The following is a 15,996-nucleotide window of genomic DNA, read 5'->3' on the forward strand; positions in this document are numbered from 1 at the left end:
CGTCGGCTACGATCCATGTCGGCGAGATCGAAACGGCAAGCCCCGCACGGCGATTCTTCCGAGCCGAGCGAGGTTCCGCCGCGGTACGATCCGTCGCCCACCCCACCGTCGGGTCATCCACGGTGGTAAGATGGATATTGTAGCGTAACGAAGCGGAAGACAGAACACCAGTTGCCCCCCCTCAGGAACAGAAAGGGCGGGCGATTTGCACTTAGCAAACCGCCCGCCCGAGTAATTAAGCTCCACCCGACAGCATGGTCTGAGCTTGCTCCCGGGTGCCTATTCTTGCAGTTGCCCGCCGCGGCGCGACGACCCGCCGGGATTACAAGAACAGGAACGTGGTCAGAACGAACAGCGGAATCAGAATGCAGATGCTGTAGATCATGTAGCCGAAGAAACTAGGCATTTTGATGCCGCGTTTTTCGGCAATGGCACGAACCATAAAATTCGGCCCGTTTCCGATGTATGTGTTTGCGCCCATGAACACGGCGCCCAAGCTGACCGCGACCAGCAGCACGTGGTCCACGCCGTTGCCGGGCGGCACCAACTCGGTCCCCCCCAGCGTTCGCGCGGTCTCGAAAAAGACCACATACGTGGGAGCGTTGTCGAGGAACGACGACAGGGCCCCGGTCGCCCAGAAGAATTGGGCGGGCGAATGCAGACCCAATTGCGGTCCCACCACGTGCAAGATCTGAAGGGGCGGTTGCATGGTGATGAAGATTCCGAAGAACAGCGCCGCCACTTCGATGATCGCCGCGTAATTGAACTGATTGGCCCGGCGGGAAGCTTCGTCGCCCAGAATCAGCGACAAGGCCACCAGTCCCAACTGAACGATCTCGCGGAGGTAGAGCGGCGGATGGAAATCCGTACCGGGGATGGCCTTGGTCGGATCCAGCAGAGCGACGGCCAACACAACGCCGATCAGTAGCGGCAGGTTCGGCCAAACCCCGCTAATTCGCATACCGCGGACCTGTTGGGCGTCGGCGACCAAATCGCGTTTTGCTTCGTGCGGGTAGAAGAAGAACGTGTCCCACAGGAAATAGAAGGCCAGCAAACAACCGTTGACGAAGAGCCATTCCTTCCACAATTGGAAGGTCCAAAGGAAGGGCACGCCTCGCAAATATCCCAGAAACAGCGGCGGATCGCCGATCGGCAGCAAGCAACCGCCGCAATTGCACACGACGAAAATGAAGAACACGACCGTATGCACGACGTGTTTGCGTTCGGAATTCGTATCCAAGAGGAGTCGGATCAGCAGCATCGCCGCGCCCGTGGTGCCGATAAAACTGGCCAATACGCCGCCGACCGCGATGATGGCGGTGTTGACGATCGGTTTAGCGCGAAGGTCGCCCTCGATTCGGATGCCGCCGCTGATGGTGTACAAGCTGAAGAGTAGGACGATAAACGGCACGTATTCGCCGAGAATGGCGTTGGCGAACACCGCCCAGGTGTTGCCCCAATGCAGTCCGGAGGGCGAAGGTTGGCTCACGTAATGGGCGGGCCAATGCCCCTCCACCGGATGCGGATAAATGAACAAGTAATACGCCAAGGTCACGGCAGCAAGCGCCGCCGCCACGTAGAAGCGGTGCAGGTTGCTTTCCCACCAGTGCTCGGTCCACGGCATGAGTGGAAACACGGCGATCACCAGCAGCAGTGCCGCAAACGGGGCGACCATCCAGTACGGCGGATGCTCTTTCGCCGCTCCGTGGTCGGCGTGCCCTTCGAGGCCCGCCTGGGCCGCTTCGCCCGTGGATTCTTGCCCCGACTCCGGCGCGTCGGCCTTCGCCGCCTTCTCCTCCTGCGATTGGGCGTCCGACTCATCGAGCGGAGATTCCCCTTGGACATCCCCGGTCGGTTCGCCGTGATGGCCCTCGCCCGTTGTCGCCGCCGCCTGATGCGCGTGGCTTTCGGCCTCCACGATCAATCGCGTCGCCTTCTGCGGCCAGCCCGCCGCCAGCGCCGCGGCGTAAACGACGAACAACACGCCCAAGGCGTAAACCAACCGCCTTTGAGCCTGAGGAGACGTCACATGTTCGTGCGACATACCGGTTCCCTTGTCTGCCGGAAGGTTGAGCGGCGATCCCCGCCGTAAGGTGCACGTCCGACGGACGCGCGGCCCAATGCTTCGGAACGCGACCGGCCTGAGGATGACGCGCCATCGGCGCGCCGTCTCCTCCGCATCGGAACGCGACATGCGCTCGTGCGGAGGCGGAAAGCTCGTTGCCGTGCCGCAAAGCTCAAGAAAACATAGATCGTAATTGTTGATGATCCGTCCGCTAACGACCAGCAGGGGGGAGGCACCGGCGGATCCGATTATGCCGAAAAGAACGGTCGTTTTGTGTGAGCTTTGAAAGGAGAACTCCGCGATCCCGGCTTAAAGACAGTCGCGCCCGACCATGCCGCCGGCCGAGTGATGCCCGCAGCGGAACAGCCACAGCCAGAGTGCCTAGCGATCCGCAGGGTTTTCCAGGCCCCAAATCCCGCGGCGAGCAACCCTGGCCCTTCTCTCCGCCGCGAGGAGTTTAGCCTTAAGGTCCTGCGGATAAGAGTATTGCGTTTCCACGCGAGCCAAACCGGCCTCCACCAGGGCCTCGTTGATACACACGTCGCCGGCCCAGGCCACCCCCAACAGTCGCCCGTACTTATCCCGCTTGTTTTCCGTCTCCAGCCGAATGCGACTACCCGACGCCCGAACGTATTCCCGTACGGCCTCCGAGGATTCAGGCCCAAACGGTTCGACGGGGCTGTTCGGCTTCACCGACTCCGGCGCGTCGATTCCCAAGAGACGAACGCGCTGGCCGCCGACCAATAGCAGCGTATCCCCGTCCACGACGCGCTCGACCGCGTACTCGCCGCTTTGGAGCGTCCCAGTCGCCCCGGACGGTACCGACTCCCCGCTGCGATAAAAGAGTCGCAGCAAGAGCAGCACCAGGACCAACAAGATCCAAGTTCCCGGCGACCAGCGGCGACGGGACCGTGGAAAGAGCACCGCGGTCGGTCGACGAGCGGTGCGACGACGGGGCGCCATGAAGGGCCTCCCAAACAAAGCGGATAAGCGAACCGCAGGACGCCTCACCATCTCACGGAGTGGAAGCAGCGCGATCGGGCGACCGTCGCAATGCGGCTCAATTGTCGCTCATGCCGAACATGCGGACCGCCCCGCGCCCCAGGGGGTTCCGCAAGAAGTGCTTGCGGCATTTGGAGCACAAGTCGAACGTCAATACCACGTGGGCCGGTTCGAAGGCCTCTTCGTCCTGGGACTCGAATCGTTCGAGGAGATCGTGAATCTCTTCCAGGTGATCGCGGTCGTCCGGTTCTTCTTCCTCCATCGGATCAAAGGCCGCCGAAATCTCGATTTTCACCTGGTAGCGAGTCTCGCTGACGGGATCGATTTCCCGCTTACATAGGTCGCACATGTAGCGAATCATCGGCCGCTCTCCCTTTAAGCCGGGCTAATCCGGTTTCGGCACGAGCCCTAACCCCAACAAGTTCATCGTAATAGCCGAAACAACGTGGGAGCAATAGCGAATTCGCCGACTTTTTTCGTGATCGGCGACTTGCGACTTGAGGCCTGATTATCGCTTGACAAGCGGCCTGTCGAGCGTTCCGCGCAGAAGCTCCGCACTCACCGAGACGAGCGGAAATCGCGTGCCGCGGTCGGTTCCGATGCGATTCAATCGCGACAAGGAGTCCCGGCGCCGCCGATTTCGACCACCACGCGCCCCGTCACGTTGCCGGCCAAGATTTCGCCGAAGTACGGTTCCAGCGATTCCAGCGCGACCACGCGACGCAATTCGGCAAGTCGATCCACGCGCCAAGGTCCGGCCAACAGCGACCACATCCGAAGCTTGAGTTCGGCCGGGGCGTATGCCGCATCGATGCCAGCCAGCGTGACTCCGCGCAAGATGAACGGATAGACCGTCACGTCCAACCGAGGCCCGCCTGCCACGCCGCAGGCGGCGACGCAACCGCCGTGCTTCAGCGAACGCAGGACGGTAGCCAGAACCTGGCCGCCGACGGTGTCCACGGCGCCGATCCAACGCCCGGAAAGCAGCGGCTTTTCGCTTTCGTCTCGCGCGTCCTCCCGCGTGAGGAACTCGGCGGCGCCCAGGCTTGTCAACAGCGGCACGGCCTGGGGTTTTCCCGTTACGGCAGTCACCCGAAAGCCGAGCTTGGCCAGGATGGCGACCGCGATGCACCCGACCCCGCCCGACGCCCCGGTGACCACCACATCGCCTTTCTCCGGCGCGATGCCGTGATCCAAGAGCGACTGGACGCACATCGCGGCGGTCAACCCTGCCGTGCCGTAGGTCATCGCATCCAGGCAGGAAAGCGAAGAGGGCAAAGGCAGGACCCACTCTCGCGGTACCCGAACAGATTCAGCATAGCCGCCCCAGCGCCCGGCCCCCATCTCGTAACCGGTAACGACGACGGCGTCTCCCGGCGCGAAATCGACCGTCTCGCACTCCGAGACCGCTCCCGCGGCGTCCACGCCGGGGATATGCGGGAACCGGCGGACCACGCCCGGATGCCCGTTCGCGGCCAGGGCGTCCTTGTAGTTCAGCGACGAGTAGGCCGTGCGAATCAGAACCTCTCCCGGCGGCAAATCACGCAACGGCCGCAAGACGAGAGAACGAACGATCGTGCCGTCCTCCTTTCGCTCCACCCAAAGACAACGAAATGAGTCCGGTGCGCGCATGGATGAGCCATTCCTTTCACTCACGGTCGGACTCCTTCGGCTGATGTAACTTCACGGCGGCCCGACACCGCTTCCGGGCGGAATCTACCGGCCACCGCGACAAGCGGATTGCCGAAAGCCTCGGGGTGACGCCCGGTGTGGCGGTGCGACAAGCCGGCTCACAAGCCGGCGGCTTCCGGTCGCGAAATGAGCTTGGTCTTGACCGAGAAAACCTGCCCCGCCCGAAACACCTGGAGTTCCACCTCCTTGCCGATCTCCGAGGTATTGACCATGTACACCAGATGGGCATCGTCTTCGACGACGCGATCGTCGAACCGCAAGATGACGTCGCCGGGTTGCAATCCGACGGCGGCGGCGGGAGAGTCCGGCGTGACGGTGACAACGCGTGCTCCCACGCGCGCATCCAGACCGGCGGCCTGCGCCGCTGCGGCGTCGAAACGTGCGTCCAGCGATACGCCCAAAAAGGCCCGCCGCACCGTGCCGGTCTCCACCAACTGCCGCGCCACCCAAAGAAACGTGTTGATCGGGATGGCGAACCCGATTCCCTCATTGCCGCCGGAATTGCTGGCGATGGCCGTGTTGATGCCGATAATGCGGCCTCGCAGATCGACCAGCGGTCCGCCGCTGTTGCCCGGATTGATGGCGGCGTCCGTCTGAAGGAAATCCTGCAACCGCACGTTGGAATCGCCCAGGTCCAAATCCCGGCGTCCCTTGGCGCTGATGATGCCAAACGTCACGGAGTGGCTCAGGCCGAACGGACTGCCAAACGCCAACACGAAATCGCCGATCTCCACCGCGTCGCTGTTGCCGATTTCGGCGGTCACGAGGTTGGGGGCGGCCACCGTGAGCACGGCGACGTCCGTGGCCGGATCGCTGCGAATTTCGGCGGGTTGAATCAAACGACCATCCGCCAAGTGAATGCGCACTTTGTCCGGTGCGGCGTCTCGCACCACGTGGCGGTTGGTCAAGACGCACAAACGGTCGCTGAGCTTGACCAGAATGCCGGAACCGGCTTCCTCCACCGGTCCGGCCGCGCCCGACTGCAAGGCTCGGCGACCCGGCACCTGGGCTTCGATATGCACCACGGCAGGTCCCACGATCTTGGCCACCAACCGCACAACGGCGGATTGGGCCTCCAAGACGGCGGCTTTCTCCGACAGTTCGCGAACCAGTTCCGCCCGCGTCTCCTCGCTCAACGGTCCGTACTTTTCCAGCGCCGCAGGCACCGCCGCTCGACCGCTCGCCGATTGCGCCCAGACCCCCGGCCCATTGAAGACGAGAACCAAGCAACACCAAGCCAAGGCCATCGGAACCCGCCCGATCGGCCGAAATCGATTTCGCGAAATTAGTGCCATTCCCAGTTCCAACCCATTTTTTGTCGTTCGCCGCCGAGCGTTATTTTCCGCCCGCGTTCCACGCCGACGCCCTCTGTTCGCCGAATCTTCGCGCTCCGCATCGGCGCCCCGTCGCGGCCGGTTCGACAACCTGCCTGCAAAATATGAAACCCCAAAGCCGGGGACGGGTCTCTGTTTCGTGCCGCGGTCGGCCGATGTCGCGAGACGTTTTCCCTATTGTAACCGGGCGGCGTCTCTAGGACGAACGGATCGTCGGTTGGAATTGAAGCAGTTGGGTTCTGAATCCCGGGAACACTCGATCGGATCAAGGCGTCCGTCACGGTGCCCCTTTTCCGAATCGAGGCCGGCGATCATGCGGGTTATCACGATCTTGCCGGTCACATCGACGGGCGATTTGCCGGGACGCCCGCATTCGGCCATCTCAAAGAATCGATCTCGCAAAACATGACTCAGAATTGAGAAGACTCACGTTCCAAAAGACCGATAGGGCGACGGAGTGACGCCCTATCGCGATTGCTTCCGGGACCGCTACAGGAAATCATCTGATGAGCACGCTGACGCTGCCCGACTCCGTGGTGCCCCTGCCCAGCGACCCCATCCTGGCCCACGCCATCGCCGCGGCAGTCAAAGAGTCACTGACCATGTGTCAGGCCGAGACGCAACTCGTCGGGCTGAGCGCGGTACCCGTCTATGAACCGGGCAGCGTGACCGCGGTCATCGGTCTTCACGGCAAGGTCTCGGGGTTTCTGACCTTCAATGCCTGCGAGCAAGTGGCGCTGAATCTGGCCGGAGGGTTCCTTCAGGAACCGATGGACAAGCTCAACGGGCAGGTCATCGACTGTGTCGGCGAGATTGCCAATCTGATCGCCGGGGGCGTGAAAAAGCGGTTGAGCGCCACCGATTGGGCATTTAACTCGGTTACGGTGCCCTCCGTCATCGTGGGACACAATTACCAGATCGCCTATGCCAAGGGAATCCAATACCTGGCCGTGACGTTTGAACACCGCAATGCCGACGCGTTTCTTTTGGAACATCGGCTATTGCAGGTCGCGGTGTCCCTCGTTCGACTCTAGCGGCGGCCTTTTGCGGCGGCAACGCCCAGCGGAAACGGCGTCAACCGGAGCGATTGGAAACACCGTTCATTGCCGTGGAATCGTTGGGACCCCGCTTGGGGCTCAGCCCATCTCGAAGAAATTGGAAGAGTTTTTCCACCGGTTGAGCACCGATCACGCGGCGGGCTTTTTCGCTGGAACCTTGCGGCGGGAAAATCACGATTTGAGGCAAGGCCCCGCCGCCCGTGATCGCTTCCGCTAATTTGGTGTCTTGATCATAGTCCACGCGGGCAAACACAGCGTCCCGATAAATGGGGCTTGCGGGGAGATTCGGGATCACGGACTGCTCCATTCTGCGGCAGGCCGGACACCATTCCGCGCCAACGAACACGACGAGCGGCAAGTGCTCCTTTCGGGCTCGCTGATAGGCATCTTTATACGAAACAAACGACACCGTAGGCGATACCGCGGACTCGCTTCCCTTGTTCGACAAATCCGAATCCGCGACCGTGACCACACTCAACGTTAAAGCTAGGCTCCTCACAAGTCCCAAGAACATTCTCGTTCCTCCGCGGAGTGCAAAAGGGTTGCAATCTCGCGGATTCCGTTCCACAACATTGAACCGCACCAAAGGGTGGATTTCCCGTCATGGGCATCCGCCACCGTAAAACTTTACGAAAGCCTTACACTCTAACTGAATTAAATCTCTTTGCAAGCTGAACGGATGCGCGCCCCACCGAAGGCAACCGCGTACCTAGCCGGTCTCGGTAGCTCGATCGGCGGCAGCGAACCTATCTATAAGACGGCTGCCCCCTGGGATGGCCGGACCGTGTTTTTTGGCGTGCCGCCGCCCAAAATCGGTGCGGCCGGGAACTTTTTCACCCATCGAAGCGACAATTATCGGCGGCGGGATGTCCCGGATTCCAGCCCGACGGGCGGTTTTCTTGGTTGCAAAGGAGCGGCTCGGGAATTAGCTTAGAGAAGTGACGGGAGATTGGGTGTTTAACAAGGCTACGCAAAGTCTTTTCACCGCTCCCGTCCACTCGGGAAGACCGGCGACTATCCGCGAGGTCATTGCGTCTCGGCCGAATGATTTTCCGGGTTCGACAAATCATTCCCGGTAGATAAAGCAAGCTTCAAGATCGCGATCTTGTCCTGCGAGGAGACTGTCCATGTTGCGCGTGGTACGTACTGGCTGGGGTTGGGTGGCGGCGGTCGCCTTTTCGGCGGCATGCTTGGCGCTGGGATGGCAAAACACGGCCCCGGCCCAGGTTACTTTGGATACGAATAACCGAGCGGTCGGCGGCGTGATGATCGACGCCGGCGGATTGGTGCAGAACGCATCGCCCGACGTCTTGCGGGAGGCTCGGAAGGTTTGGGAGGAAAACAAGGCTCAACCGCCGCAAGCGCTGGCGCAAGCCGCCGCCCGCCGAAGCATTTCGCTTCGCAAGCTGGACGCCGAACTTTCCGCATGCCTCCAGGCCGGACGCCCCATTCCGGATGAAATCGCCTTGTTGGGCGGACTGACGCGAATCGAGTACGTGCTGGTGTATCCGGAACGCAATGATATTGTGCTGGTAGGTCCTGCCGAAGGTTGGAAATACAACGAGCGCGGCGCCATTGTGGGCAGCGAATCGGGTCGGCCGATTCTGCTTCTGGACGACTTGGTCACCGTCCTACGTGCGGCTTTCGCGCCCCAACCTTCCGTGATCAGTTGCTCCATCGACCCGACGCCGGAAGGGGTTCGGGCGGTGAATGCGGTGACGCAAGGACTCCGCGGTCCGGTCAATCCCTCCGCCGTGGCGAAAATGAGCGCCCAAGCCGCCGGTCCGCAGCGCGTCACGCTCACCGGCATCCCGGCCGACAGCCACTTCGCCCGGGTCTTGGTAGCCGCCGACTACCGCATGAAGCGGATTTCCATGGGTGTGGATCCCTCGCCCGTTCCCGGCTTGACCAGCTTCGTTTCGTTGGTGCAGGGGGCTTCCCGGGCGCCCGGCGGTCCCATGCCGCGATGGTGGTTGGCACCCGACTACGAACCGCTGTTGAAGGACGAAGCGGGCTTGGCCTGGAAACTGCAAAAGGCCGCCGTCAAAACGATGGTGGAAGCCGACGTCTATTCCGCTGAGGGGACGCGCGAAAAGACCGTCGAGGCGGCCCCCGTCCATCGTCGCTGGGCCGAGATGATGACCGCCCATTACGAAAAGCTCGCCCTGGCGGAACCGGTCTTCGGCCAGGTCCGGAATTGTATGGATTTGGCCGTCGCGGCGGCTTTGATCCGCAACGAAAACCTGCTTGGCAAGGCGGGAATGCAATTGCCCGGCCTGATCGGTCACGAAGTCCCTACCGCCCAACTTCCCGCACCCAAGGCCGTACCGGCCGAGGCTGTTTTCGCCCGCGTAGGTCGAAGCTGGATGTTCGTGACCGGCGGCGTGATAATCAACGCATGGGAGATCGCGGCCCGATCCCAGACGGACGCCGCGCTGGCCAACGCCCGGACTGAGATCGCTTATCCCGACGGAAACACCTGGTGGGCCAACTGACCGCTTTGCCGGCGGTCGTCGGCCTCTCGCCGCGAAGATTGAAATCCCGAAAACCCGCCGCCGTCCCCGACGGCGGCTTTTTTTGTGTCGAGAAGCGAGACGCGGTCGGCGAGGGCGGATAACCTACCCGGCACGGGGAAAGAAACATCTCAAACCGGGCGGAATCGCCGCGCAAGGCGTATGCGGCAGCCTTTCGCTTCGGGGACGATCAATAGATTCCCAAGGCGTCGCGGGCGTCGTCGGACATGCGGTCCGGCGTCCAAGGCGGAGAGAGCACCACCTCCACCGAAACCTCTCCGACTTCATCGCCCAACTGGCGCAGAACATCCTTCACGTCGCGGACCATCTGCGGTCCCGAGGGGCATGCGGGACTTGTCATGGTCATCTTCACATGGACGTCGGTCTTGTTTTCCCGCGGCGTCACCTGCACTTCATAGATCAGACCCAGGTCCACCACGTTGATGAACAACTCGGGATCGGTTACCTGCTTCAACGCCTCAAAGACCGTCTGTTCACAAATGGCCACGATCGGTGCTCCTTTCTCGCCGTCGGGACGGAAGCACTCCGCCAACCTCTCATAAGGAATTACGATTCATCCTGGATGCGGATGAAGACGTCGTCCCCGCGAACGACGACCTCATGGGCCGGGGTGGATTTGACGGCGGGCATGGTCTTGGCGTGTCCCGTGCGGATGTCGAACTGCGCGCCGTGACGCGGGCAAATGATGGTGTGGCCTCGCAACTCGCCGTCGGCCAAGGGACCGCCGTCGTGCGTGCAAACGTCGTCGATGGCCCAAAACGTGCCCGACACGTGAAACAAGGCGATGAACCGTCCGTTGACCTCGAACGCCGCCTTGCCCGGGTCGGGGAGTTCGGACTTTTTGCAGACGAACACAGGCTCTCCCATGCGATGGCATCTCCGCAACGACGTTTTCAAGCCGAGACCCTCGGCCCCGGCAAATCCTACGAATACGAATGGCCGACGCTTTGGCCGTCGTCGGTTAAGCCGATCCGCGTTTATCGGCACTCCCGTACCTTCCGACCGATGACCTCCGCCAAAGCCTCGCGGACGCTGTCGATGGTAATCCTATCGAAGACCTGCTGGAAGAAACCGGTGACGATCATGCGGGCGGCCTCCCGTTGGGTCAAGCCGCGGGTTTGGGCGTAGAAGATTTCCTCGTCGTCCACCCGACCCGCCGTCGCCCCATGCGTACAGCGAACATCATCCGCGAGAATCTCCAGGCCGGGAATGCAATCCGTGCGAGCCCGATCGCTGAGAATCAGATTGTCGTTCCGCTGATAACCGTCGGTCTTGACGGCCCCTTCATCCACGCGAATCATGCCACGCCAAACCAGGTGCGACTGATCTTGCAGAGCGCCCTTGTACAGCAGATCGCTGCGGGTGAATGGTTGCTTATGATGCTGCAAGGTATGATACGCCAGATGCCGACGGTTTTCGGTGAACATCACGCCGTTGACCACCGCCTCGGCATTGACGCCGTCCAGCACAAGGTGCTGATTGACCTTGGCCAAGAATCCGCCCAATGCGCCCAGCGTCCACTCCAAATAGGCGCCCTCTTGCAGCACGGCCTTTTGATGGGCGAAATGCCAAACGGCATTATTCCAATTCTGAAGATTCACGAAGCGCAGCCTGGCCCCGGGCTTGAGGACGATCTCGATTCCTCCGCAGTACAGGCCGGGACCGCTCGCGTCGAGGCTCGCCGTCTCGGAGACCAGGGTAGCCTCGGCCCCTTCATCGAGGACGACCAAAAGGTGGCCCAGGTCGGACTGGTCGGCCCCCAACGCGGAGAGCAGGAACAAAGGCTCATCGACCTTGACGCCGCGCGGGATGTAGCAGAGCCCGCCTCCCGTCCAAAACGCCGCGTGCAGGGCCGCAAAGCGGTCGTATCCGGCGTCCAGGATGGAAAAAAAGTGTTCGCGAACCAAATCTTCGTGCGGTCCGCTCGCGGAATCCTCCAAGCAATCGAACACCACGCCTTGCTCGGCCCACTTGGGAGAAAGCATTCCCGCCGCTTTCCGTCCGTTGAGGGTCAGCAAACGTCCTCCGGGAGCCAACAGCGGATCCAATACCGAGGCGACTTGCGGTACGACCTCGGGGGCCGGGCTCAACGGCCCGAAACGGTGCAAGCGAAACATCCGCAGGGGCGTTCGCCGCCACTCCTCCATTGTGGAGTCGGGGAGCGGCAGACTCTCGCAAACGTCCATCGCGCGACGCCGCAAGGCCGACAGCCAAGTGGGTTGTTGCCGCGAGGCGATCAGCGCTTCGAATTGATCGCGCGTGAATCCTTTATCCGAGACCGCGGAAGAAGTGGAACTCATGAGTGAAGTTTCTCGGGCAAAAAACACGGAAATTTTCGGGTTTCAGGTGCCGCCAAGGGCCGCTCGGCGGACGGCGAGGGTCCTCGGAGGAAGTCCGTTATCAACAAGGATCGGCCGACGGTTCGTCACCCCCACTCAACCGACGCTCCCCTCCATTTGCAACGAAATGAGGCGGTTCATCTCGACGGCGTATTCCATGGGCAATTCCTTTACCAAAGGCTCGATAAAACCGGCGACGATCATCGTTCCCGCCTCGGCCTCCGTCAAGCCGCGACTGCATAGGTAAAAGAGCTGCTCCTCGCCGATCTTGGAGACGCTGGCTTCGTGACCGATCATCACGTCCTGCTCTTCCAATTCGATGTAGGGGTACGTGTCGCTGCGGCTATGGGGATCGAGAATCAGGGCGTCGCACACCACGTTGGCCTTGGATTTCTTGGCCCCGCGATCGATCTTCACCAAGCCGCGGTAGCTGGACCGCCCGCCGCCCTTGGAAATCGACTTGGAAACCACGCGACTGGACGTGTGCGGTGCACAGTGCACGACCTTGGACCCGGCGTCTTGATGCTGGCCGCGGTTGGCGAAGGCCACCGAGAGGATTTCCGCCCGGGCGCCCGGTTCCAGCAGATAGACCGCCGGATACTTCATCGTCAACCGACTGCCGAGGTTGCCGTCCACCCATTCCACCAAGGCGTCGCGATAGGCCGTCGCCCGTTTGGTAACCAAATTGTAGATGTTGTTGGCCCAGTTCTGGATCGTCGTGTAACGGACCCGCGACCCGGCCTTAGCGATCACCTCCACCACCGCCGAGTGTAAGCTCTCGCTGCTGTAGGTCGGGGCGGTGCAACCTTCCACGTAATGGCACGAAGCCCCCTCATCAACGATGATCAACGTCCGTTCGAACTGGCCCATTTGGGCCGCATTGATCCGGAAGTACGCCTGCAACGGAAACTCGATATGTACCCCGGGCGGGACGTAAATGAAGGACCCTCCCGACCAAACCGCCGAATTCAGGGCCGCGAATTTGTTATCGGTAGGCGGGATGACGGTGGCGAAATACTCTCGCACCAAATCGGGATACTCCCGCACCGCCGAGTCCATATCGGTGAAAACCACGCCCTGCTTGGCCAGGTCCTCCCGCAGCGAACCGTACACGACCTCGCTCTCGTACTGCGCTTTGACGCCTGCGAGGAACTTTCGTTCCGCCTCGGGGATCCCCAACCGCTCGAAGGTCTGCTTGATGTCCTCGGGTACCTCTTCCCACGAGTGACCCTGGCGGTCGGTGGGTTTGATGTAGTAGTAGATTTCCTGAAAATCGACGTCGATCTTGCCGCCCCAGGTGGGCAGCGGTTTCGACTCGAAGATTTCCAAGGCCTTCAGGCGAAACTCCCGCATCCAGGCAGGCTCGCCCTTCATCTCCGAAATCTCGGCGACGATGTCCGAATCCAGGCCCTTTTTGGCCTTGAACACGTAACGTTCCTCGGTCCGAAAATCGTATTTATTGATTTCGCCAAAAAGCTCGCGCGTTTCCGGAGTCATGGACGTCTTCCTTCCATTTAGGTCTCACCGGGGCGACACTCGATACAAGCGACGCTCGATCGCCGCAATCTGTGATGGACGCTGCCGAATTCCCCTTGCCGCCTTCCCAGGTTAGGCGCGCCTAGCGCGCGTTTTGCTCGGCCAGCATGGAAGCCTCTTCCGCCGCGGCGTCGGGATACTTGCGCCGAATCTCTTCGTAACCCGAGGTGTGCAGAAACTCAGCCAATTCCCGACCTCCCGTCTCGACGATCCGGCCTCCCAGCATCACGTGGGTGAAGTCCGGCGGATTGTGCTCCAGCAACCGTTCGTGGTGCGTGATGATCAACAAGCCCATTTCATGACCGCCGATCTCGGCGATGCTTTGGCTGGCCAGTCGCACGGCATCCACGTCCAAACCGCTGTCCGTCTCGTCGAGGACGGCGAATCGGGGACGGAGCATGGCCATCTGAAGAATCTCCGCACGTTTCATCTCGCCGCCGGAGAATCCCTCGTTGATGTATCGCCGCGCGAATTCCGGATCCATCCGCAATTGATCCATCTTTTCTCGCAACTCCTTACGGAACTCCCGCATCGAGATCAGCTCTTCGCCTTCTTTTCGCTGCGGGTTCCGGATGTTGCTGACCGCGTGCCGCAGGAAATCGGCGACTCGCACCCCGGGAATCGCCACGGGTCGCTGGAAGGCCATGAATAGGCCCATCCTGGCCCGTTCGTGCGGTTCCAATTCCACCAGGTTGACGCCGTCCAACTCGATTCGACCCTGCGTGACCTCATACCGGGGATGCCCCATGATGGCCAGGCCGAGCGTCGTCTTGCCCGATCCGTTCGGGCCCATCAGGGCATGGATTTCACCCCGTTGAATCCGCAGGTTCACTCCCTTCAGGATGGGTTTGCCATCCACGGACACGTGCAAATCGAGGACGGAAAGTACGTCGCGATTCATTTGCTCTTGACTCTCTGGTGATGGAAAACGAGTTGAACGTCTTGAACCGGTACAAAACCCGAGTGCTGTGGCAACGGGAGTTCCGCATTCCCGAACGACTGGGCCGAACTCTTGCTGGGTCGCGTGATGCGTCGGTTTTGGATCATCTCCTGCAACCGCATCAACCCTTCCAGCAATGATTCGGGGCGTGGCGGACATCCGGGTACATAAACATCCACCGGGACGACCAAGTCCACTCCCTTGACCACGTGGTAGCCGTATTCGAAATAGGGCCCGCCGCCGAGCGTGCATGCGCCCATGGCGATTACGTACTTCGGGTCGGGCATCATCTCGTACAGCCGGCGGACGCGACTGGCCATCTTGAAAGTGACGGTGCCCGCCACGATCATCAAATCCGATTGCCGGGGGGTCGCGCGAAACGCACCCGCCCCGAAACGGTCGATATCATAACGGCTGGCGCCCGTGGCCATCATTTCGATGGCGCAGCAAGCCAGGCCGAACGTCATGGGCCAAAGGCTGCCTTGCTTGGCCCAATTGATCGCCTGCTCCAAACTGGTAATTACCAGGCCTTCCTCGAATCTGCCTTCAATCCACGGTTGCGTCATTCCAGGCTCGCCCTGTTCGATCATTCCTCCGCCGACGCGAGGCACCGGTTCCCCCGAGGAAACAACCCGGCATGGGGCTAAGTATTGCGCCGACTTCCCGTACGCCAGTATAAATCAGGCGTCGGCCGGCTCAAACCGGCAGCATGCCCCGCCATCCAGGCGACACTCCGTGAGCTGCATGTCGGTGCCCAGCAATTCGGAAAGGTACGCCAGCTCGACCTGACACACGTCACGGTCGCTCTCGGCCAGTTCCGGGTAGGGGCATGCCCGGGCAACCAAAGTAGGCAGGCTATGTCTCCCGTTCGCACCCTCCACCGTGCCGACGGACGCGCCATCGCGCTCACTCGCCGACGCGCCTCCTGCCCCGGCGGAGAGCGCTCGCGAAGCACCGTTACTCCCGAAATGTGATCCGTTCATGCGCATTTCGAAGGGGATCCTTCGGCCTTCGAGCAGACGGATCAGCGAGCGCATTCTTTCGAGCGTGTTGCCGCCGGAGATTTGACCCTGATACAGCTTGACCAATTCCCGGGCCACACCCCGAAGAACCTGCTGCTTGACGGTCGGATCCTCGATGGTCTGAACCCCGCGCCACAGAGCCATGGCCAGGTCGGTGAAATTGGAACCCACCTGAAGCATGCCCTTGCGGGTAAGTTTGTACACGTGCCGTGGGCGACCGCGACCTTCCCGAACGGACTCCCTGTCTACCGCCCCGTCGGCCACCAATCGGGAAAGACGCTGCCGGATTGCGGTGTCCGTCACCTGAAAGGCTTGGGCTAGCTCCGAAACCGTGCAAGGTCCCGAGACACGCAACAATTCCAAAATGTCGAGGTCGGACTCACCGAAATTCCAGCTCATCGCGCGGACTCCACAGGCACGACCCCTCTTTGACTATACATTCAACCCCTAAACCGGATGGATGACCTAGCCTCC

The 15,996-nt window shown here is 61.4% G+C and carries 15 protein-coding genes; 2 read left to right on the top strand and 13 right to left on the bottom strand.

All coding sequences use genetic code 11. The features are described from left to right. Window positions 1-322: 322 nt before the first annotated feature. The 5 genes from ACYQ6J_RS04680 to ACYQ6J_RS04700 form a co-directional block, all read right to left on the bottom strand. The gene (locus ACYQ6J_RS04680) at window positions 323-2,044 is read right to left on the bottom strand and encodes a sodium:proton antiporter (protein WP_460183034.1); all 1,722 of its coding nucleotides are present in this window, start codon (window positions 2,042-2,044) and stop codon (window positions 323-325) included. Window positions 2,045-2,446: 402 nt separating this feature from the next. Beyond that, on the bottom strand, window positions 2,447-3,028 hold the full coding sequence (locus ACYQ6J_RS04685) for a thermonuclease family protein (RefSeq protein WP_460183035.1): 582 nt from the start codon (window positions 3,026-3,028) through the stop codon (window positions 2,447-2,449). A gap of 97 nt (window positions 3,029-3,125) precedes the next feature. Beyond that, on the bottom strand, window positions 3,126-3,428 hold the full coding sequence (locus tag ACYQ6J_RS04690; RefSeq protein WP_460183036.1) for a hypothetical protein: 303 nt from the start codon (window positions 3,426-3,428) through the stop codon (window positions 3,126-3,128). A gap of 245 nt (window positions 3,429-3,673) precedes the next feature. Beyond that, window positions 3,674-4,699 carry a YhdH/YhfP family quinone oxidoreductase gene (locus ACYQ6J_RS04695; RefSeq protein ID WP_460183037.1) on the bottom strand — a complete coding sequence of 342 codons (1,026 nt, stop codon included), beginning with the start codon at window positions 4,697-4,699 and terminating at the stop codon, window positions 3,674-3,676. A 158-nt stretch (window positions 4,700-4,857) separates the two neighbouring features. Further along, window positions 4,858-6,006: a S1C family serine protease gene (locus tag ACYQ6J_RS04700; RefSeq protein ID WP_460183038.1), complete on the bottom strand. Its 1,149-nt coding sequence runs from the start codon at window positions 6,004-6,006 to the stop codon at window positions 4,858-4,860. A 593-nt stretch (window positions 6,007-6,599) separates the two neighbouring features. Between ACYQ6J_RS04700 and ACYQ6J_RS04705 the strand changes: the two genes are divergently transcribed. Then, the gene (locus ACYQ6J_RS04705; protein ID WP_460183039.1) at window positions 6,600-7,127 is read left to right on the top strand and encodes a chemotaxis protein CheX; all 528 of its coding nucleotides are present in this window, start codon (window positions 6,600-6,602) and stop codon (window positions 7,125-7,127) included. Window positions 7,128-7,167: 40 nt separating this feature from the next. On the opposite strand, the gene ACYQ6J_RS04710 is transcribed toward ACYQ6J_RS04705, so the two are convergent. Further along, a complete protein-coding gene (locus tag ACYQ6J_RS04710) occupies window positions 7,168-7,665 on the bottom strand; it encodes a thioredoxin family protein (RefSeq protein ID WP_460183040.1) in 498 nt (165 codons plus the stop codon). 613 nt (window positions 7,666-8,278) lie between these two features. Here ACYQ6J_RS04710 and ACYQ6J_RS04715 point away from each other — a divergent pair. Continuing rightward, the gene (locus ACYQ6J_RS04715; protein WP_460183041.1) at window positions 8,279-9,646 is read left to right on the top strand and encodes a DUF1598 domain-containing protein; all 1,368 of its coding nucleotides are present in this window, start codon (window positions 8,279-8,281) and stop codon (window positions 9,644-9,646) included. A gap of 208 nt (window positions 9,647-9,854) precedes the next feature. Here the strand turns inward: ACYQ6J_RS04715 and ACYQ6J_RS04720 are convergent, their stop codons facing one another. The 7 genes from ACYQ6J_RS04720 to ACYQ6J_RS04750 form a co-directional block, all read right to left on the bottom strand. Then, window positions 9,855-10,172, bottom strand: a complete 318-nt coding sequence (locus ACYQ6J_RS04720; RefSeq protein WP_460183042.1) for a metal-sulfur cluster assembly factor — start codon at window positions 10,170-10,172, stop codon at window positions 9,855-9,857. Window positions 10,173-10,231: 59 nt separating this feature from the next. Further along, complete coding sequence (locus ACYQ6J_RS04725) at window positions 10,232-10,552, bottom strand: Rieske (2Fe-2S) protein (protein ID WP_460183043.1); 321 nt, start codon at window positions 10,550-10,552, stop codon at window positions 10,232-10,234. Window positions 10,553-10,662: 110 nt separating this feature from the next. Then, window positions 10,663-11,985, bottom strand: a complete 1,323-nt coding sequence (gene sufD, locus ACYQ6J_RS04730) for a Fe-S cluster assembly protein SufD (RefSeq protein ID WP_460183044.1) — start codon at window positions 11,983-11,985, stop codon at window positions 10,663-10,665. Window positions 11,986-12,120: 135 nt separating this feature from the next. Continuing rightward, complete coding sequence (gene sufB, locus ACYQ6J_RS04735) at window positions 12,121-13,521, bottom strand: Fe-S cluster assembly protein SufB (protein WP_460183045.1); 1,401 nt, start codon at window positions 13,519-13,521, stop codon at window positions 12,121-12,123. Between the two features lie 121 nt (window positions 13,522-13,642). Continuing rightward, window positions 13,643-14,461: a Fe-S cluster assembly ATPase SufC gene (gene sufC, locus ACYQ6J_RS04740; protein ID WP_460183046.1), complete on the bottom strand. Its 819-nt coding sequence runs from the start codon at window positions 14,459-14,461 to the stop codon at window positions 13,643-13,645. Further along, entirely contained in the window at window positions 14,458-15,066 is a 609-nt protein-coding gene (locus ACYQ6J_RS04745) for an NADH-quinone oxidoreductase subunit B (protein WP_460183047.1), read from the bottom strand. Before ACYQ6J_RS04745 ends, sufC begins: the two co-directional genes overlap by 4 nt. Before the next feature lie 114 nt (window positions 15,067-15,180). Continuing rightward, the gene (locus ACYQ6J_RS04750; RefSeq protein ID WP_460183048.1) at window positions 15,181-15,921 is read right to left on the bottom strand and encodes a helix-turn-helix transcriptional regulator; all 741 of its coding nucleotides are present in this window, start codon (window positions 15,919-15,921) and stop codon (window positions 15,181-15,183) included. Window positions 15,922-15,996: the final 75 nt, after the last annotated feature.

This window comes from Thermopirellula anaerolimosa, from assembly GCF_054657335.1.